The organism is Hwanghaeella sp. 1Z406, from assembly GCF_048892425.1.
In the GTDB taxonomy this organism is placed as follows: domain Bacteria; phylum Pseudomonadota; class Alphaproteobacteria; order UBA8366; family Aestuariispiraceae; genus Pacificispira.
The window spans coordinates 540,965-563,306 of the sequence record NZ_JBLZHU010000002.1 but is presented as its reverse complement, the minus strand read 5'-3'; the positions used below and the strand labels follow the sequence as shown (position 1 = coordinate 563,306).

General features: G+C 54.9%; 20 protein-coding genes. 5 read left to right on the top strand and 15 right to left on the bottom strand.

Annotation, left to right across the window (positions count from 1 at the left end):
• Positions 1-12: 12 nt before the first annotated feature.
• From ACOSDR_RS07035 to ACOSDR_RS06995, 9 genes are all read right to left on the bottom strand, one after another.
• The gene (locus ACOSDR_RS07035) at positions 13-1,218 is read right to left on the bottom strand and encodes an ABC transporter substrate-binding protein (protein WP_420730777.1); all 1,206 of its coding nucleotides are present in this window, start codon (positions 1,216-1,218) and stop codon (positions 13-15) included.
• Between the two features lie 79 nt (positions 1,219-1,297).
• The gene (locus tag ACOSDR_RS07030) at positions 1,298-1,696 is read right to left on the bottom strand and encodes a cupin domain-containing protein (protein ID WP_420725008.1); all 399 of its coding nucleotides are present in this window, start codon (positions 1,694-1,696) and stop codon (positions 1,298-1,300) included.
• 195 nt (positions 1,697-1,891) lie between these two features.
• Positions 1,892-3,061 (bottom strand): quaternary amine ABC transporter ATP-binding protein, encoded by a 1,170-nt coding sequence (locus tag ACOSDR_RS07025; RefSeq protein ID WP_420725009.1) that lies wholly within the window; start codon positions 3,059-3,061, stop codon positions 1,892-1,894.
• A gap of 5 nt (positions 3,062-3,066) precedes the next feature.
• Complete coding sequence (locus ACOSDR_RS07020; protein WP_420725010.1) at positions 3,067-3,939, bottom strand: ABC transporter permease; 873 nt, start codon at positions 3,937-3,939, stop codon at positions 3,067-3,069.
• A 116-nt stretch (positions 3,940-4,055) separates the two neighbouring features.
• Positions 4,056-5,060: an ABC transporter substrate-binding protein gene (locus tag ACOSDR_RS07015; RefSeq protein ID WP_420725011.1), complete on the bottom strand. Its 1,005-nt coding sequence runs from the start codon at positions 5,058-5,060 to the stop codon at positions 4,056-4,058.
• A 282-nt stretch (positions 5,061-5,342) separates the two neighbouring features.
• A complete protein-coding gene (locus ACOSDR_RS07010) occupies positions 5,343-5,918 on the bottom strand; it encodes a DUF3726 domain-containing protein (RefSeq protein WP_420730776.1) in 576 nt (191 codons plus the stop codon).
• Positions 5,915-7,624, bottom strand: a complete 1,710-nt coding sequence (locus tag ACOSDR_RS07005; protein WP_420730775.1) for a hypothetical protein — start codon at positions 7,622-7,624, stop codon at positions 5,915-5,917. The genes ACOSDR_RS07010 and ACOSDR_RS07005 overlap by 4 nt, the downstream gene beginning before the upstream one ends.
• Positions 7,624-8,667: a membrane dipeptidase gene (locus tag ACOSDR_RS07000; protein WP_420730774.1), complete on the bottom strand. Its 1,044-nt coding sequence runs from the start codon at positions 8,665-8,667 to the stop codon at positions 7,624-7,626. The genes ACOSDR_RS07005 and ACOSDR_RS07000 overlap by 1 nt, the downstream gene beginning before the upstream one ends.
• A 5-nt stretch (positions 8,668-8,672) precedes the next feature.
• A complete protein-coding gene (locus ACOSDR_RS06995; RefSeq protein WP_420730773.1) occupies positions 8,673-10,124 on the bottom strand; it encodes an aldehyde dehydrogenase family protein in 1,452 nt (483 codons plus the stop codon).
• Between the two features lie 101 nt (positions 10,125-10,225).
• On the opposite strand from ACOSDR_RS06995, the gene ACOSDR_RS06990 reads away from it, so the two are divergent.
• Positions 10,226-11,143 (top strand): LysR family transcriptional regulator, encoded by a 918-nt coding sequence (locus ACOSDR_RS06990; protein ID WP_420730772.1) that lies wholly within the window; start codon positions 10,226-10,228, stop codon positions 11,141-11,143.
• A gap of 130 nt (positions 11,144-11,273) precedes the next feature.
• On the opposite strand, the gene ACOSDR_RS06985 is transcribed toward ACOSDR_RS06990, so the two are convergent.
• On the bottom strand, positions 11,274-11,771 hold the full coding sequence (locus ACOSDR_RS06985) for an Lrp/AsnC family transcriptional regulator (protein ID WP_420725017.1): 498 nt from the start codon (positions 11,769-11,771) through the stop codon (positions 11,274-11,276).
• Positions 11,772-11,926: 155 nt separating this feature from the next.
• On the opposite strand from ACOSDR_RS06985, the gene ACOSDR_RS06980 reads away from it, so the two are divergent.
• The 3 genes from ACOSDR_RS06980 to ACOSDR_RS06970 all read left to right on the top strand — a co-directional run bounded on the left by ACOSDR_RS06980 (position 11,927) and on the right by ACOSDR_RS06970 (position 15,444).
• A complete protein-coding gene (locus ACOSDR_RS06980; RefSeq protein WP_420730771.1) occupies positions 11,927-12,958 on the top strand; it encodes a mitochondrial fission ELM1 family protein in 1,032 nt (343 codons plus the stop codon).
• Positions 12,959-13,054: 96 nt separating this feature from the next.
• Positions 13,055-14,428: a cytochrome ubiquinol oxidase subunit I gene (locus tag ACOSDR_RS06975; RefSeq protein ID WP_420730770.1), complete on the top strand. Its 1,374-nt coding sequence runs from the start codon at positions 13,055-13,057 to the stop codon at positions 14,426-14,428.
• Positions 14,429-14,433: 5 nt separating this feature from the next.
• Positions 14,434-15,444 (top strand): cytochrome d ubiquinol oxidase subunit II, encoded by a 1,011-nt coding sequence (locus tag ACOSDR_RS06970; protein ID WP_420725020.1) that lies wholly within the window; start codon positions 14,434-14,436, stop codon positions 15,442-15,444.
• Here ACOSDR_RS06970 and ACOSDR_RS06965 read toward each other — a convergent pair.
• From ACOSDR_RS06965 to ACOSDR_RS06945, 5 genes are all read right to left on the bottom strand, one after another.
• On the bottom strand, positions 15,441-16,079 hold the full coding sequence (locus ACOSDR_RS06965) for an MliC family protein (RefSeq protein WP_420730769.1): 639 nt from the start codon (positions 16,077-16,079) through the stop codon (positions 15,441-15,443). The two genes, ACOSDR_RS06970 and ACOSDR_RS06965, sit on opposite strands and share 4 nt — an antisense overlap.
• A gap of 13 nt (positions 16,080-16,092) precedes the next feature.
• Entirely contained in the window at positions 16,093-16,365 is a 273-nt protein-coding gene (locus ACOSDR_RS06960) for a DUF6460 domain-containing protein (RefSeq protein ID WP_420725022.1), read from the bottom strand.
• Positions 16,366-16,464: 99 nt separating this feature from the next.
• Positions 16,465-18,051 carry a lysine--tRNA ligase gene (locus ACOSDR_RS06955; protein ID WP_420730768.1) on the bottom strand — a complete coding sequence of 529 codons (1,587 nt, stop codon included), beginning with the start codon at positions 18,049-18,051 and terminating at the stop codon, positions 16,465-16,467.
• A 372-nt stretch (positions 18,052-18,423) separates the two neighbouring features.
• Positions 18,424-19,011, bottom strand: a complete 588-nt coding sequence (locus ACOSDR_RS06950) for a D-sedoheptulose 7-phosphate isomerase (RefSeq protein ID WP_420725024.1) — start codon at positions 19,009-19,011, stop codon at positions 18,424-18,426.
• Between the two features lie 9 nt (positions 19,012-19,020).
• Complete coding sequence (locus tag ACOSDR_RS06945; RefSeq protein ID WP_420730767.1) at positions 19,021-21,390, bottom strand: Lon protease family protein; 2,370 nt, start codon at positions 21,388-21,390, stop codon at positions 19,021-19,023.
• A 137-nt stretch (positions 21,391-21,527) separates the two neighbouring features.
• Between ACOSDR_RS06945 and ACOSDR_RS06940 the strand changes: the two genes are divergently transcribed.
• Positions 21,528-22,313 carry an MOSC domain-containing protein gene (locus tag ACOSDR_RS06940; RefSeq protein ID WP_420730766.1) on the top strand — a complete coding sequence of 262 codons (786 nt, stop codon included), beginning with the start codon at positions 21,528-21,530 and terminating at the stop codon, positions 22,311-22,313.
• The last annotated feature ends 29 nt before the right edge of the window (positions 22,314-22,342 follow it).

The window sequence follows — 22,342 nt, the reverse complement described above, 5'->3', positions numbered from 1 at the left end:
GAAAGTAAATCCTTACTTCTTGACCAACGGGCACTCGCTTTCAGCCAAGGGACGGAAAGCTTGCTCACCCGGAATGGTGCGCACGACGTTATAATAATCCCAATCGCGCTTGGAGTCGGATTTGTTCTTCACGCTGTAGAGATACATATCGCGGATCACGCGGCCATCTTCACGGATATAGGCATCCTTGGTGAAGAAGTCGTTGATCTTCGTGCCTTTCATTTTCTCCAGAACCGGGCCACTGGCATCGGTACCGGCGGCCTCAATGGCCTTCAGATAATGCATAACAGCCGCATAGTCGCTGGCATGCAGCATGGTCGGCATCACACCGGTACGCTTGTAGAACCGTTCAGACCAGGCACGGGTTTCGTCCGTCTGATCCCAATAGAAGGCTTCCACCAGGTTCACGCCTGCGGCCAGATCCAGACCCAGTGAATGCACATCGGTCAGGAAGAACAACAGGGCCGCCAGCTTTTGACCGGACTGGGTAATCCCGAATTCATTGGCCTGTTTGATCGAGTTCACGGTGTCGGCACTGCCATTGGCAAGACCGATAACCTGTGCGCCCGAAGCCTGAGCCTGCAAGAGGTAAGAAGCAAAATCAGCGGTATTCAGCGGATGCTTCACTTCACCAACGATGGTGCCACCATTGTTTTCCACGACCTGCCCGGCATCTGCCCGCAGCGCATGACCAAACGCATAGTCACTGACCAGGAAGAACCAGCTCTTGTCACCATTTTCCAGCATGGCCGTGGCAACACCGCGCGCCAGGGCATAGGTGTCATAGGTCCAGTGAATGCCATTCGGAGAGCATTTCGCCCCCGTCAGAGCCGATGAGCCAGCACTGGTGAAAATCGCAATCTTGTCCAAATCACGAGTCAAATCGTTCACACCGATAGCAATTGCCGAATTCGGCACATCGATGATCAGATCAACGCCTTCACTTTCATACCATTTGCGAGCGATATCCAGGCCGATATCAACCTTGTTCTGGTGATCGGCAGAGACAACTTCAATCTTCTTGCCAAGAACCGTACCACCGAAATCTTCGACCGCCATTTCCGCAGCAATCACGCCATTGGGACCAGACAGATCGGCGAAGCTGCCGGACTGGTCATTCAACACGCCGATTTTAATGACGTCATCAGACACTTGCGCCTGAGCGCTTCCAACAAAAAGGGCCGTAACAAGGCCTGCATATAGGGCTAGTTTACGCATAGTTTCCTCCCATCTTTTTTGATTTGGGTGTTTTAATTGAACTTTTTCTGTGGATCAGGGATGGTCCTGGACCAACTCCCTACTCCAACTTCTCTCCAGCGAACTGCTCTAAAAAGACGTTCGGTCGCAGGAAGAAGGACAGGACAAGAGCGCCATTGGGTGAATAGGCATAGTGCTGGTTGCCTTTTGGGCGCCAGACATAATTACCTTCACTGACAGTGCCTTCATCATCTTCGATGGAGCCGGATAGAACATAGGTTTGTTCCACCTCGACATGTTCATGCAGCGGCAAGCGCGTATTGGGTTCCCAACGGAACAATGCCGTCAGAAGTCCAGCTTCCTTGTCCTGCATCAGAATCTTCATATCGATCCCGGGCACCTGGGTTGGTTTCCAAGACAAATCGTCCACGGTCACATATCGGGAATCAAGCGGCGTCAGTTTTTCCTGACCAGCCAGACCGGGCGTTTCAATCGCCATAATTTCCTCCATAATCCGCGCTTAAGCGCGTTCTTACTTACTTTATAAATTAACGTTATCTCACATTATGGGATTTGTCTATAAAATCTTATTTTGAGATATACGGCGCTCAAAGGCAATTTACCCCCCACAGGGCGATCCTGTGGGGGGCACTGAAACACCCGCTATTTCAATAATTGAAAAGACCTGGCCCGCCTAGAGGGCGGCCATAACCGATTTCATGGAGACCATTCCTTTAACCGCCCCCTTTTCATCCCGGACCAGAAGCGCGCCATCCCCTTTGGCAAAGCTTGGGAAGCATTCTTCAAGGGACAATGTTTCCAATACGACCGGTGTCATTTCCTGCCTTGTGGCGCAGTCGTCAATACAGCTTGGCGTCAGGGTGTTTTTCATATCCGGGCTGAAAACCTGCACCGGGTCATCATCCCGACACAGGGCGACACCGGTATCACGATCCAGGATTTCCTGGCACTGGCGATAATTGGCATTATGCAGGGACATCATCTCAACCGGCTTCATCAACGCGCCAATCTTAACGACCCGGCTTCGGTTCACATCCTTCACAAAACGACGCACATAGTCATCCGCTGGATTGATCAGAATATCGGCCCCTTTGCCAACCTGCCGCAATTCTCCATCCTTCAGAATGGCAATTGTATCACCAATGCGCAGCGCTTCATCCAGATCATGGGTGATAAACAGGATCGTCTTATGCAACCGGGCCTGCAGGTCTTTCAATTGATCCTGCATTTCGTTTCGGATCAGCGGGTCTAGGGCACTGAACGCCTCGTCCATCAACAGGATATCTGCATCCGTCGCCAATGCCCGGGCCAACCCGACACGCTGTTGCATGCCACCCGACAATTGGCTGGGATATTGATTGGCAAATCCGCTCAACCCGACCAGCTCTATCTGCTCCCGTCCTTTTTCAAGGGCCGATTTCCGATCCATGCCACTGATCCGCAGACCATAAATCACATTTTCCAGGACGGTCTTGTGCGGCAATAAGGCAAACCGCTGAAACACCATAGATATCTTATGCCGCCTGAAATCCCTCAACTCCCGTGTGCTAAGGCCCAAGACATCAACACCATCAATCAGAATGCGCCCGGCTGTCGGTTCAATCAGGCGGTTGAAATGGCGGATCAATGTGGACTTCCCAGAACCGGAAAGACCCATAATGACAAAGGTTTCCCCCGCCGGTATCTGCAAACTGATGTCCCGCAGCCCGATCACATGATCGCTTTGTGCCAACAGTTCCGATTTGCTGATTGTTCCGGCCTTGACCTGTTCCAGAACACTGGCCGGGTCGGGACCGAAGATCTTATAGATATTGTCGACCTGGATTTTTATGTCTTTTGTCATGACCGTTATGATTCCAGCTTCAGATGACGTTGAACCCGACGGCCATAGGCCTGGGCAATGCGATCAAACACGATGGCCAGAAAGACAATTCCCAGACCAGACAACAGGCCACGGCTGACTTCCAGTCGCTGAATGCCCTGCAGCACCTGATATCCCAGTCCACCAGCCCCGATCATCGACGCGATCACGACCATGGACAGCGCCATCATCGTAGTCTGGTTGATGCCTGCCATGATGGTTGGCAAAGCCAGTGGAATTTGCGCCGTCAGCAATCGCTGGCCCGGTGTCGCCCCAAAGGCACTGACTGCCTCAATAATCTCGGCATCCACCTGCCGTATGCCCAGATTGGTCAATCGGATGACCGGCGGAATGGCAAAAACGATTGTTGCCAGCAGGGCCGGAATTTTACCTGGACCGAACAACATGACAAAGGGGATCAAATACACAAATATTGGCATCGTTTGCATAATGTCCAACAAAGGCAACGCGACCGATTGCATCACATTGGATCTGGACATGGCGATTCCGACAGGAATGCCGATCAGGACTGCCATCAGGGTTGCCGTCAGCATCAGCGCGATCGTTGCCATCGCCGGTTCCCAGATCCCCACCACGCCGATCAGAAACAGCATCACAGCTGTGCCCATCGTCGCGGCCCAACTGCGCGCCGCCCAATAGGTCGCCCCACATAACAAAATCAGCACGACATACCACGGCAACCACAACAGGAAGCTTTCAATACCAGACAGCATGCGCAGGACCGGCAGGAATGCTATTTCCAGCGCCTCGCCATAATTGATGACGACCTGGTTAAAAGCGTCATCGATGAAGATACGCAGCGCTCTGGTATCAATAATTTCAGGGAAATCCTGGGTCACGATCCTATTCCTCTAAAAACGTGGGGCCCGAAAGATCGAGGCGGGCTTCAGTTAAAACCCGCCTCAATACTCTACATCATTGTCCACCTGGTTTAGCGTGAAATACTCGGCGACCGTTACAGGGAGGCTTTCACTTTATCCGCTACATCTGCGGGCACCCATTTGGTCCAGATCGGCTCATAATTCTTGAAGAAATATGCCGCGACTTCTTCCGGGGAGGCCTTGTTGTCATCGCCCCAGGCCAAGACCTTACTGATATCCGCATTCGGAACCTGCAGCTTGGACAGGAATTCGGCCACATTGGGGGCCTTGTTTTTCAGTTCCGTCACGACGGCCACGGCCACTTCGCCAACAGCCCAACCCGACACCTGAGGATCCGCACAATTCATATCCGTCAGACATTTGAATTTGTCGGCGTCATAGGCAGGCATTTCCAACTTGACCAAATTGTATTTCCCAATCACGTCGGTCGGGCCCCAGTAATAGCCGACTATTGCCTTGTCACGGGTAACCTGGCGCGCAAAGGAGGCTTTCAGATTTGCTCCCGACCCCGGCGAAAACAGCTCGAAAGTCTCGCCCAGCCCCAAAGCCTTGAAAAGATTGTTGGTGATGATTTCACATCCCCAGCCTGGAGGGCAGCCATACAGCCGTCCCATATCCGGATTGGACACATCCGCGAAGACTTTCGCATTTGCTTTCAAATCCATCACCGAGCGAATTTCAGGATGTTCTTTTGCAACATAATCTGGAATCCACCAGCCCTCTTCACCGCCGCTTTCAAAAATGTCACCCGCCTTATAGACATTGCCTTTTTCCATCATCTGTTCCCAGATGGAGGCAGCGGTCGAAACCCACAGTTCCGGTGCGATATCAGGCTCACTTTTTGACAGCATCGATGTTGCGGTCGGTACGGTATCGCCCGGCACAACCTCTGTCGTGCAGCCATACCCGTCCGCCAGAATCTTATTGGTGATATGCGCCAAAGTGCTGGCGGAAAGCCAGGTCATCTCTGCAATCGTAATTTTGTCCGTGGTTCCGCATTCCGTTGCAAAAGCCGGTGTCGTCGTGCCCAGGGCTGCGGCCACAAGTGCCCCGGCGAAAATCGTTTTAAAACCCTTCATCGTCTCAATCCCCTTGCAATACCTGTTCCCATGCGCCCGCCAGAACAGCAGACTTGTTTGCTTGCAATAAGGATGACCCATGAATTTATTTCAGACAAATCGAAATAATTTATTTTAATTTCAGATTTATTGAAATAATGAGAATGCCGGACAAATCACCCTGTGACACTGTCCAACCGTTGAAAACCGCAACCGTTGAAAACCACAGCGCATTCCGAGAACTCGAACTCTCGCGCTACAACAATCGGCAATACGTGCCACGCATTCATGCATGGCGATACTCTAATCATTATCGGTCAGGCCTGCCCCGGCGCCGCGCTGGCGTGATTCAGCCGTTGCAGGGACATAGGTTAAGGCCGCACGTTCAGTCAGGGACCGGATTAATGCCGGGGAGATATCCACACGCGTTGTCCGGGGGGGATGAATTCCCGGCGGCGCGCCAGAGCCCCGCACCATCGTTACAACAGCATCACCGCCACCGCTCAAAATGCCGGTAACGGTCATTCCATCAGGGTCAAGGACCGCGTGGCAGCCATTTAAGAATTCAATTCGGATCTGCGTACCGGTCTGAGCTGAAACAACACCGGCCATGCCCAGAAACAACAGGGGGGCATCCATGATCTGAACAGTCTGAGGGTTATCAATTCCGCGGGCAATGACCTGATCCAGAAGCGACGGCCCCTTCCAAATCACACCCCTGGATACCAGGCCCTCCCAGACAGCAGCGGCCCCATCCTGACCATGGCAAATCAACCAGGTTCCTGCTGCGGCGCAGTCTTCCGCCAAGCCCATGGGCAGTCCGGATCCTCGCGCCGCTTTCAGCATCAGGCTGGAAATCTCATTCAATGAATATGTCATGGGTTCAGCGCCAGAACAGGCAGCCACCAATCATCACAAGCTGCTACGCCTGTTTGGATATCCTCTGCCAGCGGTGCGCCTTGATACAGGGTGATACGAGTCCACCGATCCGATTTTGGATCGAATTTAGCCGCCCCGAAGAAGGCCAGCTTGCACCGCAGCATGTCGATAGGGTGACACGCCTGGCCGATCAGATTGTCCCGGATTTCAGAATATGGATAGCGCATCATCGTCTGAACCCGTCGCACACAATAGCGATGTTCCGGGTGGATTAACAGAAACTGCGCCACAGTGTGGCCCGGTATTGCCGCCTGTAAATCTCTGTATAGGGCCTGTATCTGACGGGCGATATCCAGCGGCAATTCCCTATCGGCACCGGGCTCTTCCTCCCGCAGCCCAAGGCGCGGCTCCAGCTTTTCTTCGGACACATACCAGAATTGGCTGGTAGACACCGGGGCCTGAAAATCAATCTTCAGTGCCCAAATGCATCCTGTCTGCACATACTCTTGCAGCACTTCCACCGTCATTGTGGGGTCCAGGCGAGGAGTATGGGAGCTGTCCATACACTCCGTATACCCATCAACCAGATCACCGTGGGGTTCCAGAATCAGGGCCACAACCAGTTCCTGACAATCCAGCCCCCAGTTTTCCGACAATGCCATCAATCGGTCCCAGGGATAGGCGTTTCCCAACAGCCAATCCAACGTCACGATTTGCTGTAATTCTTGCCATTCCCGACGCAGAACCGTGATCCGGTTCATATGCTGTTCATCTGGAACTACCCATTGATCCAGGTGCCGCGCGACCCGTGCAATCAATGAAACACAGTCTGCACGGGTCGCTTCTGTTGTCGATTCCAGCCCTCGAACCTCCGCCAGGGCGGTTTCCCGGGCAAGAATCCAGTTGTTCATCAGGATTGGATGGCTGACCAGAAACGGTGCCATGCCAAGACCTGTCGAATTGCCAATACCCAGGGCCCGCCTGAAGGCAGGGGATAATGACACCGCCGTATCGGGTGCCCGACAGGCGGCGATGTGACTGACCAGATCATGGGTAAATCCACGGATCAGCCAGACTGTCAGCATTTCGGCCTGAAACGGCCCGGCCAGGGCCGGTCGATTTTGAATGACCGCCCGATCCGCAATGCCGAATTTTCCATTCCCATAAACGGCCGTTGTCCGCATCAGATAGCCGGTTGCCGACACCAGGTCCGCCGCCGGTTGCTGTCCAGCCGCCAGAGACTCCACGACATGATTAAAAAGTCGGACAGATTTATTGGCCCGGCTTAAGACCAGGTCCGTCTCCTCAAAGCGCCCGGCCTCCTGACGTGGAGCATTCTCCTGCAGTCGATCCAGGTCTGCCCGAGTCGGGGTGCCATCAAACAGAACATAAGAGCTGTCCCAGGCCTGTGCGATTACACGATCGGTTCGATTTTCATCCGCCAGTTCGGTGGAAAAGGCGACCAGACTGTATGTATGGCCCGACAGGTGAAGCGAATATACCGCGCGCCCATATCCGGCCGCATTCATCTCCCAAACCGGTCGTGTAACCGTGACCTTCTGCGCCGCCATACGCCGTATCAGGGCCCGCATAAAGCTCAACCGGGTTGGAAAGGATGCCCCCATACGCGCCAACCGCATCACAGTGTCCGGATCGCGCAAGGCCTTTGGTTGCTGGACGGGAACGTGGGCTGGCGATGGATGCATTATCCCCTCGCGACCCCAATGGGGGTATCTTCGAAGGACGCATTCCCTGAAGCGGCGCTTCCAAAAGACAGATCAAAGAATCGAAGCCAGTTTTCCCCCATCAATCCCGCCACTTCCCCATCATTAAACCCGACAGCTTTCAGTCCTTCGGCAACATTCAGAAAATCACGATTATCAGAAAACCAGCTGGGTTGATCTGGAAAGCCCGGGCTCTTGGCGCTGCCTTCCCCATAATCAGTTTGTTTGGACCATCGCCCATTGCGCATCCAGGTCACAACGGAATCCGGCTGGGACTGACACAGGTCTGATCCCAGCCCCAGACTTGCGACACCATATCGACTGGCCGCTTCTGCCACCATGGTGCAGAAGTCATCCAGGGCGCAATCGCTGCCCTGCCTGAGGTGATGGGGATATAGGGAAAAGCCCAACATGCCGCCTGATTGCGACAATGCTTTCAGAACATCATCGGATTTATTGCGCAAAGCCCCATGCCACCAAGCAGGATTCGCATGGGTGATCGCGATGGGGCGTGTTGAAATTTCGATTGCTTCCAGGGTAGAGCGTTCCGCTGAATGGCTCATATCCACCACCAGACCAACCCGGTTCATTTCGCCAATCACTTGCCTGCCAAATCGGGTGATACCGGTATCATTCACTTCATAACAGCCTGTCGCCAGCAGAGACTGATTATTATAGGTCAACTGCATGAACCGAACACCCAACTGATGGCAGATTTCCACCAGACCGATATCACTTTCAATGGGGGAGGGATTCTGGAAGCCAAAGAAAATAGCCGTGCGCCCCTCTGCCTGCGCGCGCCTTATATCGTCGCCTGTGCGGCCCAGGAAAATCAGATCAGCGTGTTGCTCAAACAAGCGGTTCCAATGGGCAACCTTTTGGACCATTTCCTGAAACGTCTCGTGATAGGCGATCGTCACATGGACGGCACTAACACCCCCTTCCCGCATTTCGCGGAAAATAGACTCCGACCAATTGGAATATTGAAGACAATCAACAATCAGCATCGACGGTTTTAAGGGCATAGACATCACTCCGGCTCGCCCGCTCGGATATAAGCGGTCTTCACTTGCGTATAGAACTCTGCCGCTGCACGCCCCTGTTCTCTGGGGCCAGAGCTGGAATTCTTTCTGCCTCCAAAAGGAACATGATAATCCGTCCCGGCGGTTGGCAGGTTCACAGTGACACACCCGGTTTGAATATGTCTCCGAAAATGGGTCGCGCGCGCCAGGGATGCCGTAAAGATCCCCGCGACCAATCCATAATCAGTGTCATTTGCGACGGCGAGTCCTTCTTCATAGGACTCAATTCTCTGGACCGCTGCGATTGGCCCAAACATTTCTTCGCGATTGAACGGCATATCATTGGTCGATTCGCTGATCAGGGCTGGGGTCATATAAAAACCATCCTGTTCCAGGGTTATTCGCTCCCCACCATAAACGATCCTGGCCCCCGACTGCTTGATCTGGCCCATCCAGCGCAGATTTGCCGCCAATTGCGTATCACTGACGACAGGTCCCATCTGAGTCTGTGGTGCCAGGGCAGGCCCGACCTTCATGGATTTTAGGGCGTCCGCCAGCCGGTCGACAAAAGCATCATGAACCGCACTGTGGACCAACAATCTGGACGATGCCGTGCATTTCTGTCCGGTTCCTGAATAGCCCCCGCTAACGGCAGCGGCAACGGCAAGATCCAGATCCGCATCATCCATCACCAGAAGGGCATTCTTAGAGCCCAGTTCCAACTGGTACTTCCCAAGATTTCCCGCCACGGCAGCGGCTACCTGTCGCCCAACGGCGTAGGATCCTGTAAACGTGACGGCATCCACATCCCGATGCCCGACCAGGGCGTTCCCAATCGCAGCGCCAGGCCCCATCAGCAATTGAAACGTGCCCATAGGCAAACCAACCCGCGTCAGTATTTCCGCCAACGCCCAGGCGGAAGCCGGGGTTTGGTTTGCCGGCTTCCAGATCACGGCATTGCCATAGGCCAGAGCCGGGGCGATCTTCCAGCTTGCCGTTGCAATTGGAAAATTCCAGGGAGAAATCACCGCAACGACGCCCATAGGCTCCCGCCGGATATCAATCTCTATTCCCGGGCGCACGGAATCCGCTGTTTCCCCAATCTGTCGCAAGACTTCGGCGGCATAATAACAGAAGAACTGTCCGGCACGAAAAACCTCGCCCTTACCTTCCGCCAGCGGCTTTCCCTCTTCCCGACTTAACAGGCGACCTAATTCTTCCGACCGATCCATTAACTCCCGACCGACTGCATCCAGCACCTGTTGCCGCTGTTCCAGACCTGTCTTTTGCCATTCGCGCTGGGCATCCTTGGCAACCGCAACCGCATGATCAAGTTGCGCGGCAGTCGCCTGAGCATAAAGGCCGATTGTATCCGTCACATCAGATGGATTGATGTTGGCGATAGGGTCCGCACCTGGCACCCATTCGCCCCCGATCAGATTGTTGTATGTCTCTGCCATGACCTTCCTTTCAAAATACGAAAATCAAAATCGTGCAAGAAACAACTTCAATCAAACCGAAATTTCTGTTACTTATTTCAAAATAACTGAAGTTCGGCACCATGATCAAATTAGAAGCTTTGCGTGTTTTTGTTACCGTCGCGGAATTGGGGAACATTCGGGACGCCTCTGACCGATTGGGCCGCACGGCGTCGGCCATCTCCATGACCTTGAAGCAATTGGAGGAAGAACTTGGCAATCCGCTATTTGAAAGTGACCGCAAGAACAGCCTGACCGCACTGGGTCAATTCACATTGGAAACCGGGCGCGAACAGATCCAGAGTTATGACAAGTCCATTCGAATGATACAGGACTTTGCCCATGACAAGATCGGCCATCTGGCGCTTGCCTCTGTGCCGTCTGTTGCGGCTAATCTGATCCCGCTTTTGCTACCACGCTTTATCAATGAACGACCCGGCATCACCGTCGAATTGTTCGACCTGGACAGCCGTAATGTCTGTGCCATGGTAGAATCCGGACAGGCGGATTTGGGTATTGCCAGCACACCAAAGGCATCCGCGCCTGTTGCCTTCACGCCCCTGTTCCGGGATCGGTTCAAAGTGATCTGCAACGCTGAGTCTGACCTGACGGCGATCACGGGGCCTTTGCAATGGCATAATCTTCAGGATCAGGCCCTGATAAAAAACGGATCATCCGACGCCATCATGGCCCCACAGTTCCTGCAGTTGACGGAAAAATCGACGATGGTGGTCCGGAATGTCACATCCCTTTTCGCCCTGGCGAAGGCCGGTGTCGGGATCACCCTTTTGCCAGCGCTGACCACCCTGAACCTGCCAGAGGGTATCTGCGCCTTGGATCTTGCCGACACATCGGCAGAGCGCATTGTCGGCCTGTTGGAGCGAAAATCCGGCTTTCTAAGTCCTGTTTCCAGCTCTTTTAAGGCCTTTCTGCGCATGAACCTGAAGACACTGGCCAGCGCGCTTTCCCCCCACCGGCAGGAAAGCTTCGTGATTGTCTGAACCGGAGAATTAACCGATAGCGGCAGATTAGCTTTGGCGTTCGAATGACACACATGTGCACGGCAAAGCCGCAAACGCGACAGCCGGATTCCGGGTCTTAACGCAAAAAGCGAAACGCAATCGCCGAACCTTAAACAAGGTCCTCGATATCGACATCAGGGCCGACCGGCACGCCATATTCCCGCTTGGAGGTGCGAATCCCGATGGCAGAGCGCACATTGGCAACATTCGGGGCGGCGGTCAGTTGGCTTGTCAGAAAGCGATTATAGCTGTCCAGGTCCCGGGCAACGACCTTCAATAAGAAGTCCGTATCACCCTGTAACATGTGACATTCCCGAACCAGGGGCCAATCCGCCGCCATTTCTTCAAATTTGCGCAGGTCGCTTTCAGCCTGGCTGACCAGTCCAACAAAGGCGAAAACTGTAACGTCAAAGCCCAGCATTTCCCCATCAAGATCTGCATGGTAGCCCCGGATAAACCCGGCTTCTTCCAACGCCCGCACGCGACGCAGGCAGGGCGGTGCAGAGATTCCAGCATTATGGGCCAATTCAACATTCGTGATCCGACCATCCGCCTGAAGATCACGCAGGATTTTCTTATCAATTTTATCCAGTTTTGCCCGTCGCATTCATGCACCGTCCTATTGGAATTTTACCGCATACCAAGATAACAAGAATTACCCTTTTTGCCCCGTTCGCGCAATATTATTATCTATCTTATTCATAACAGATATCCAGCCAGAGATACTTGCCCTGCCATGGCAGGCGGGGCATAACCGCTGATATGATAACAGATAACGCCCCTTTTGGCCCGCAAGCGCCGACCTGTTGTTGGGTTCTGACCGATGGTCGGGCCGGCAACCGATCCCCTGCGCGCGGCCTGGCGGAAGCCGTGGGCCTGCCGATTGTGGAAAAGGTCATTACACTGGCCAAGCCATGGCAATGGCTGCCCGCCAACTATTGGCCAAAATGTCTGATTGGGAAATACATGGGGACCCGCCCTGCAGCTTCCGACCCGCTGATGCCCCCCTGGCCTGCGCTTATTATTTCCTGTGGACGCCGCAGCATCGGTCCATCCCTTGCGATAAAGCGCCGCAGCAAGGGCCGCACCAGCATTGTTCATATCCAAAATCCGCGCATGAATACCGATGCCTTCGATTTGATCGCTGCGCCAGCCCATGATGGGATCACAGGGGAAAATATCGCCGTGACGACGGGATCGCTGCATGGCGTGACCCGCGCGAAACTGGATGAAGCCGCCACCCACTGGCAATCCAGACTGTCGCATCTGCCGCAGCCCAGAATTGCTGTCCTTATTGGCGGCAGCAACAGCGCCTATCGACTGGATGCAGAAACCGGCACGCAAATCGCCCAGGATCTGGCCAGTTTGGCCCAAACTTCCGGCGCAGGTCTGATGGTCACGACATCGCGCCGCACTGATCCCACCGCAATTGCTGCCATTCGCACGGCCCTGGCGGGCGCCCCTGCGGTGGTCTGGTCCGGTGATGGAGAAAACCCCTATTTTGGGTATCTGGGATTGGCGGAACGGATCATTGTCACCGGGGATTCCGTAAATATGGTATCAGAGGCCGCAGCCACAGGTCGTCCGGTTCAGGTCATTCATCTGCCCATTACCGGCCGCGCCACGAAATTTGAACGCTTTCATCGCGCCATGGAAGACGCCGGGGCCACGCGCAAATTTGAAGGCGCATTGGTTGACTGGGAATTTAACGCCCTAAATGATACCCTGTCCGTGGCGCAACGGGTCAGAGAAATCCTGCGGCGCAAAGGGATTGATACGCCAGAAGCATCCTGAGTGCTGAATGCGACACGGTGTCAAGTGGACATCTCTGCACGATGCATTGATAAGAGGAATGGCTTTAAACCCGTGAAATATTAGGGGTATTTTGAAATGGATGCCATAACACTCGCCCGCATGCAATTTGGTGCGAATATCTCATTCCATATCCTGTTTCCGACGATCACCATCGCGCTGGGTTGGGTGTTACTGTATTTCAAAATGGCCTATGCGCGCAGCGGCGACAGCAAATGGATGGATGCCTATTTCTTCTGGGTAAAGATTTTCGCACTGTCCTTTGCCATGGGTGTCGTTTCCGGCATCACGATGAGCTTCCAATTCGGGACCAACTGGCCCGGATATATGGAGCGCGTCGGCAATATTGCAGGCCCTTTACTGGCCTATGAGGTTTTGACGGCCTTTTTCCTGGAGGCCGTGTTCCTGGGAATCATGCTGTTTGGGTTCAGCCGTGTTTCCAATCGTGTCCATACGATTGCGACGTTCCTGGTCGCCTTTGGCACCACGGTATCTGCCTTCTGGATTATCGCCCTGAATTCCTGGATGCAGACCCCGACAGGGTTTGAGATGCGCGACGGCGTCGCCCATGCGACGGACTGGTTTGCCATCGTCTTCAACCCCTCCATGCCCTATCGGCTTGTCCATATGCTGCTGGCCTCAGGCTTGACCGTCTCCTTCCTGATTGCCGGCCTATCTGCATTCCGATGGTTGCGCAGCGATCGCAGCCCCGGCAACCGCGTCGCCTTGAAAACCGGCACCACATTGGCTGCGATCCTAATCCCCATTCAGATTTATGCAGGCGATCTGCACGGCTTGAACACGCTGGAACATCAGCCAGCCAAGGTCGCGGCGATGGAAGCGAACTGGACCACCCAAAGCAATGTGCCGCTGGTGCTGTTTGCAATTCCAGATCAAGAGACACGCGAGAACAAATTTGAGATCGCAATTCCCAACGGGGCCAGTCTGATCCTGAAACATGATTCTGACGGCGTTATTCCGGGCCTGAATGATTTCGTTACCGCCGATGGGACCATCAATCACCCCCCCGTCGCACCCGTCTTTTTCGCCTTCCGGATCATGGTCGGCGTTGGCCTGGCCATGCTGGCCGTTTCCTGGTTTGCGACATGGTATCTGCGCAACGGTCGGGATTTGCGGCCCTGGTTGGCCTGGATCCTGGTCGGGATGGCGTTTTCCGGTTGGATTGCCACCCTGGCTGGCTGGTACACAACAGAAATTGGGCGCCAACCCTGGCTGGTCACCGGTGTTCTAACGACCAGTCAGGCCGCGTCTGACGTTGCCGTTGGAATGATCGCCAGCACATTTATTGCCTATCTTGTGGTCTATGCAGGGCTGATCATCGCCTATATCGCGACGCTGATGTATGTCTCTGACAAGGCCGCCAGGCAATCCTCTGGTGCCCAATCCGATAAAGGGTACCAACCGGGCTTCTCATCCTCACCAGCGGAGTAGGCATTATGGGCGATTTATCCGATCCGACTGTTTGGCTGCCGCTTGTTTTTGCGGGGTTAATGGGATTGTCGATCCTGATCTATGTGGTCCTGGATGGGTATGACCTGGGCATTGGCATGTTGATGGTCGTCGCAGAGGATGATGAAAAAGACCGCATGATTGCCTCTATTGGACCCTTTTGGGATGCGAATGAAACCTGGCTGGTCCTGGCGGTCGGTCTGTTGCTGGTCGCGTTCCCCGTCGCCCACGGAACAATCCTGACCGCCTTATATCTGCCTGTCGCATTGATGCTGATCGGATTGATATTGCGGGGCGTCGCGTTTGATTTCCGCGCAAAGGTATCGCCGCCGAGAAAGCCCCTATGGAACTTCCTGTTCTTTCTGGGGTCGCTGGTCACCGCCTTGTCGCAGGGTTTCATGCTGGGCATGTATGTGATGGGGCTGGATTGGACACTGGCCCATGTCGCCTTCGCGGCGCTGATCGCCTGTTGTCTGGCGGCCGCCTATATGACCATCGGATCCACATGGTTGATCTATAAGATGGAAGATATCTTGCAGAAAAAGGCCGTTACCTGGGCCAAACGGACGCTGATTTTTACTGCCCTTGGTATGGGGACGATATCCTTGGCAACCCCGCTGGTCAGTCCGCGCATTTTTGACAAATGGTTCACCTTCCCGGAGATACTGGCCCTGGCGCCCTTGCCTTTGGGGGCGGGTGCCCTGTTCCTGGGGCTGGTTCTGATTCTGCGTAAGCTGCCAAAAGACAAGGACCGGCATGCCTGGCTGCCGCTTTTTCTGACCGGCAACATCTTCGTGCTGGGGTTCCTGGGGCTGGCCTATTCCTTCTATCCCTATGTCGTGCCAGACAAACTGACGATTTACGAAGCCGCCGCCGCGCCGGAAAGCCTGATGATCATTCTGATTGGCACATTGTTCGTGCTGCCCGCCATTTTGATTTACACCGCCTTCGCGTATTACGTTTTTCGCGGCAAAGCGAGGGACTTAAGCTACGATTAGGGCACGTTTTGCAGGCGACGGCCACAGCCGGTATAGGTCGTGTCATCCACCGTCAGCGTCACTGTCAGGGGGGAGTATTCCCCACTCATCGGATCGCGGCATCCATCCTCGCGATAGGCGATGGTGATGCGATGGTCCTGTGTTTGTATCGTCAGGGGATAGATTTTCAGGCGCGGGGGTGGCGTCTGAATAATCCTGGATCCATAATCCAACAGGATGAAGACACCCCGCTCCTGATCTAATTCCAGCAACCAACCTGGTTCATTGCCGACGGCGCGAAAATCGACACCCCGCACCGCCGCCCCACGCCAGGGGGTATTGACCAACTGCCCCTTGCAGTCTTTCAAGGTCATACCTCGGGCGCCTTCAAACAAGGCCTCCCGGCCTTTCATGAATAGCAGATTTCCGGATTCATCCTGATATTTCTGGCCGGATGCGGACGGCACCAGCGGCAAGACGACCTGTGACCCCTGATGCAGCACCCGCGCCTCATCGTCTCCCAATTTGACCTCGAAGGCGCCATCGGGACAGCGATAGGCGAAATACGTGGGGGGCGTATAGGGTAAGCTGGCGGGCATTCCGGCACAGCCCAACAGCAGGCTTATCAGTCCAGAGATCAGCGCAAGCCGAACCATTTATCCTGCCTGATCAATCATTGCGACGCCCGCGCCCTTTCAAGACATTGAACAGGACAGAAATCAGCCATAACGGAATGACAATGACGGCCCCGATGACAATGTAACCGGCGCTCCATTCAATCGCGCCCTTGGCCATGTCATAGATCCGACGGACGGTCTCGCCAAAGTTATTAAAAATGTCTTCCGGCGTGACATCAAATTGCACCAACAGCCATCCAATGATGAAGCTGATCACCGCCAGTTTAAAAAGTGTCGACAGTATCCGGCTTAAATCAGGGCGCATGGTCGTCCTTTCACAGAAAAGGGGGTCCAGACACACAGCCTGAACCCCGATACCCTTACTGTCACAAACTGATTTCGGCAAGTCTGCAGCGTGCCGAAGCTATGCTAACATATCCTGCCCCGCCAGTGCCTGATCAATCAAGGCGATGGTTTCCGGCAGGCCATACAGCGCAAAGAACGAGCCAATGCGCGGCCCCTGTTCCTGACCCAGCAGAATCTGATACTGCGCCTTGAACCAGTCACGCAGGTTTTCATATCCGTGGCGTTTACCAACTTCATAGACTTGGGTCTGAATTTCCTCTGCGGAGGCCGTTGCATCAAAGCCAGACAAAACGTCGCGCAAATCCATTAAGGCAGCTCGATCATTTTCCTCCGGCACTTTGAACGTCTTATGCGGCTTCACAAAATCCTGGTAATAACGAATAGCGAAACCCACCAACTGATCCAAAAGCGGATCATTTTCCGGGGACGCCTGTGGTGCATAGCGCGTGATAAAGCCCCACAACACATCCTTGTCTTCTGTGTTACAGACCGCCGCTAAATTCAGCAGAAGGCTGAAACTGACCGGCGGTACATCCTTGGGCACATCCCCCTGGTGGATATGAAACGCGGGATTCTCCAACTGCTGTTCGGGCGTTTCCTCAGGAAATTTTGCCCGGAATGTCAGGTAATCATCCACGGCCTTGGGGATCACGTCGAAATACAGACGCTTGGCCGTGCGGGGCTTCTGGAACATGAACAGGCCCAGGCTTTCGTCGGGCGCATAGGCCAGCCATTCTTCCATCGACAGGCCGTTTCCTTTGGATTTGGAAATCTTCTGTCCCTGATCATCCAGGAAAAGTTCATTGATCTGGGTCTCGGGCGGCGGCGCACCCAAAGCCTGGCAAATCCGGGTGGACAGCTTGACAGAGTCAATCAAATCCTTTCCAGACATTTCGTAATCAACGCCCAGCGCATACCAGCGCATGCCCCAATCCGGTTTCCATTGCAGTTTGCAACGCCCGCCCGTGACCGGTGTTTCCACCTCGCGCCCATCGGGATGGCGATAGACGATGGTCCCCGCCTTGGCATCCGTATGCAGCACGGGCACCTGATAAACTTCATGCGTTTCCGGATCGACCGGCAGAAAGGGGGAATAGGTTTCACGCCTTTCATCGCGCAGGGATGGCAGCATGATCTTCTGGATCGCCTCATAACATTCCAGCATGCGGATCAGGGCATCATCGAACCGGCCAGAGAAGTAATATTCCGTCGAGCTGGCAAATTCATATTCAAAGCCAAAACCATCCAGAAAATCCCGCAGCCTGGCATTGTTATGGGCTCCGAAACTGTCATGGGTGCCAAATGGATCGGGCACTTTGGTCAGGCGCTTGTTCAACGCGGCCGTCAACATGTCCTGATTGGGCACATTGGTCGGCACCTTGCGCAGCCCGTCCATATCGTCGGAAAAGGCCAGCAATTTGGTTGGAATATCACTCATCAATTCAAAGGCGCGGCGTACCATGGTCGTGCGCAGCACTTCCCCAAAGGTCCCGATATGGGGCAAGCCCGACGGGCCATAGCCTGTTTCAAACAGAACATAACCTTTTTCAGGCTGTTTATTCTCATAGCGTTTCAACACTTTGCGCGCTTCTTCGAAAGGCCAGGCTCGGGCATTGAGGGCTCTGTCGCGCAGTGTTGTTGTCATCGCTTTTTCTCATTCTGTTAAGGATAATGGGCATAATGCGCCAAACGCGCCGGAAACTAGGCTTGGCAGCCCGGTTCGTCAACTATGGGGCTATAGATCGCTGCGCTGCCTGCTGTTTGTCACCCGTGGACTTGATCCGATATCTGCAGCGACAGGTGCTTTTGGTGCATGCAGCCCTGGATTCCCGCCTTCGCGGGAATGACGAGATTTATATACCACCGCCCCCCAACAGCGGCAGGCGAAAGTGGTGCAGGCCGCCCCGGTCACCTGCCTGTGCGGGAACGTCAGGATTTGTGTTGTGCGCCACCGTCACCCCGGACTTGATCCGGGGTCCAAGAGCGGCAGGCACCGACATATCCGGCAGGAATGGAATTATTCGGAGACCAGACCCAGGTCAATTTCCAGGGCGGCGCACAGCATCTGACCGATCAGGATATGCATTTCCTGAATACGCGCCGTTGTATTGGACGGCACGATGATCATCGGTTCTGCCAGTCCGACCAGTTTACCGCCATCGCGCCCGGTCAGCGCCGCAGGGGTCAGGCCTTTGCGGCGCGCCATTTCCAGGGCAAGGGTCACATTCGGACTTTGCCCCGATGTGGTAATGCCAACGGCCACATCCCCCGCCCGGCCGATCGCTTCAATCTGTCGCGAAAAGACGTGATTGAAGCCCATATCATTGCCAATGGCGGTCAGGGCAGAGGTATCAACGCTGAGCGCCAGGGCCGAAATGGGCGACCGGTCCGCGCGATAGCGCACGGCCAGTTCTGTCGCCAGATGCTGGGCATCCCCGGCGCTGCCACCATTGCCAAAAAACAGAATCTTGCCGCCCCGGCGAATACAACTGGCCCAGACGGACAGCATCTTCGCCATATCCTCACGGCATGCCTCATGTGTCCGCGCCAGGACAGAGGCATGTTCGGCAAATTCATCGTCAAAGAAGGTCTCAGAAACGCTCATGCGCGCAGATTACTCTGCGTCTGCCGTGCGAACAAGTGCCGCTTCACGCTGAAACAGGGCTGCGTCAAAAGCGGCCAATTGGCGTTGCACGCGCCCATACAGCGTGTCGGACGGATAGTCGCCGGACTTACCCGGCTTTCCAATCTTAAGCCCGGTCATAAGACTGGCGGCTTCTTCTACCGTCTGGACGGTATGCAAGTGGAATTTACCTGCGGCAATGGCATCGCGCACTTCATCATCAACCACCAGACCGTCAGCGACAGAGTGCGGCACAATAACCCCCTGATTGCCGGTCAGGCCGCGTGCAGCACACAGTTTGAAGAAGCCTTCAACCTTATGATGAACGCCGCCCACCGCCTGGGCATCCCCACGTTGATTGACCGATCCGGTAATCGCAAGATCCTGTCGCAGGGGGGCACCCGCCAGATCTGACAGCACGGCAATCAGTTCCGCCATAGAGGCACTGTCCCCTTCTACACCGCCATAATTCTGCTCAAAAGTGATGGAGCAATTAAAGGATAGGGGCGCAGTGCGGGCGAACAGGCCGGAAAGATAGCCCTGCAACACCAAAGCGCCCTTTTGCTGGATAGGGCCGCTCATCGCGATCTGGCGTTCAATATTCAAGACACCGTGACGCCCGACACTGGCCCGGGCCGTGATGCGCGACGGGCCACCAAAGGCATGATCACCGGTATCGCGGACTGTAAGGCCGTTAATCTGACCAATCACCGATCCTTCGGTCGCGATCATCACCACGCCACGGTCAATCATATCCTGACTGCTGACCTCAACACGGTTATTGCGTTGCTCCTGTTCCCGACGCGCCTTGATCAGATCCGCCTCTGTCAGGGCCCCCTTCCCCGATGTCCGGGCAGCGGCTTCTGATATCAGATCATCCAGCAATTCAAGGCTGGCAGACAGGCGGGTCCGATCGCCGATCATGCGCGCCGCAAGCCCCAGCAAATAAGAAATTGCCCCGTCCTTCAGCCCCCGGCCGGTCTGGGCCTTGGCCCGCGTCTGCAACACGGTGCCATAGATCGACAAATTCGCTGCGCTGGCGGGCATATCCTGGGCGATATCCGCCTTCACCTTAAACAAAGCGCGAAAATCAGGGGAGGGAGAATATCCACCATAATACAGTGCAGGCGTTCCCACGATAACCACCTTCAACGACAAAGGAATGGCCTTTGGCGAGGGCGCGCCTGTCACCGGCATGGCGTTCTGGCGGTGGCGTTCTTCAATGCGGATATATCCATCCCGCAGGGCAGATATCAACGCCTGCCAACTGCCAGGCAGCGCCGCCAGTGCATCGGCACGCAAGACCAGCACCCCGCCATTGGCCCGATGTAATGCGCCCGGCCGGATCAGGGTGAAATCCGTTTCCAGATGGGATGCGCCGGGCCGATACTGAATTTCCCCGAACAAGTTCTCATATTCAGGGGTCGATTCCAGTATGACCGGCGGGCATTTGGTATCGCCATTATCGACCAACAGATTAACCGCATACCGTCGTTCTGGCTTTTCCACCGCAATGGGCTGCCCCTGAGGGTCGACCGCAGGCCCGAAGCTGCGCAGGTGATCCAGAATATCCTGTTCCAGTTCAACGAACCATCTATTCAGCCCCTGTCCGGAAAACTGCGCAATCAAAGGTCGCAACAAAATATCGCAGGCATCGCGGGCGACATCCTGTGTAATGTCGCCAATCGCCTGCATGAGGCCGGCACGATCCTGAGTGATTTCCTCATTGATCGCCTGTAACTTCGCAATCAATTGCTTGGCGTTGGCGGTCATCGCCTCCCGATCTTCCGCGGGGACTTTATCCCAGGGCAATGCAGCCCCCTGTGGGTCCAAGGGGGCAAAGGCCGGGCCCTGTTCCCCCTGGAATATGCCCAGACCAACCTGTGCTGCTTCTTCCCGCAGGCCAGCCAGGGCGGCTTCCGCCTTTTTGGTCAAACGCTGCGTTACGGCCTGAACACGCGCCTGATAGGTCTCCCCCTCGAATGTCTGTTTCAGGGCGGTGCGTAGCTGGGCGATGAAATGTTCCATCGACTGTCGCAATTTCCTGCCAGATCCGGCAGGCAGTTCGAAGGGTTTGGGCCGATGTGGGCGCAGAAAATTGTTTAGATAGACCCAGTCGCTGGCCGGCTTTTTCGACGCATTGCATTCACGCAGATAGGCCAGGGTTTCCGTCATCCGCCCGGCCCGATCCGGCCCCAGAACAAAGATATTGAAACCGGGCGTTTGCATCGACAATCCAAAGTCCAGGGCAGCGCGGGCGCGCTCATGGCTGGAAAGATCGAATAAGGTCGCCGCCTTGCGCGCCTTCCATTTAAAGCGCGGAATACCAACCTTGTCGGCTTTCAAACTGCGCGCGACCATAAAATCCTCCACCGAACAGACTGTCTAAACACATATCACTGTCACCTTGATACACTGGCAGGCTAGGCCGTTACAGCACATTGGAAAAGCCGGATATTTTGACACAGCCAGGTCGTGCAGAAAGTCTTGTCTGTTCGATGGCATCGGATACTGTCGGTGTCATGACAGTGACACTTGATCGAATCTATCGTTTTCCCGTTAAGGGAATGGGGCCGGACCCTTTGGACAGCGTCGCCTTGCAAGAGGGCGATGGGCTGCCCTTTGACCGTCATTGGGCGGTTGTGCATGGCTCCAGCAAGGTCGACCCCGCCGCCCCAACCTGGGCAAAGAAGGCGAATTTTCTGTGTCTAGCCCGGGATGAAAAACTGGCGCAACTGGATATCGCTTTTGATGAAGAAACCCGCACCCTGACGGTTCTGCGCAAGGGAAAGCAGATCAGCCGCGCCAGGCTGGACGACCATATGGGTCGCACCCTGTTACAGACATTCCTGGCAGGCTTTATGCCCGACGGCCCACGGGGCAACCCGAAGGTTGTCGAGGCCCCGCAAGGTGTTGCCTTCACCGATGTCGAAGCCGCTAAAGTTTCGATCATCAACATGGCCAGCGTCCGGGATATTGAGCGTGTAACGCGCGAACCCGTTGACCCGATGCGGTTTCGCGGCAATCTGTATCTGGAAGGCCTGGATGCCTGGAGAGAGTTCGACTGGATCGACAAGCAAATTCAAATCGGGGACTGTGTCTTACAGGTTCTGGAGCGCATTGATCGCTGTGCGGCAACCAATGTCAATCCACAGACCGGCACCATCGATATGAACATCCCGCTGAGCCTGCGAAAAGGCTTTGGTCACATTGATTGCGGCATTCATACGAAGGTTGTCCGCAGCGGCACGATCAAGCTGGGCGATACGATCACTGTGCTATAACGCATCATGCGGTCGCATGAGCAGAAGAA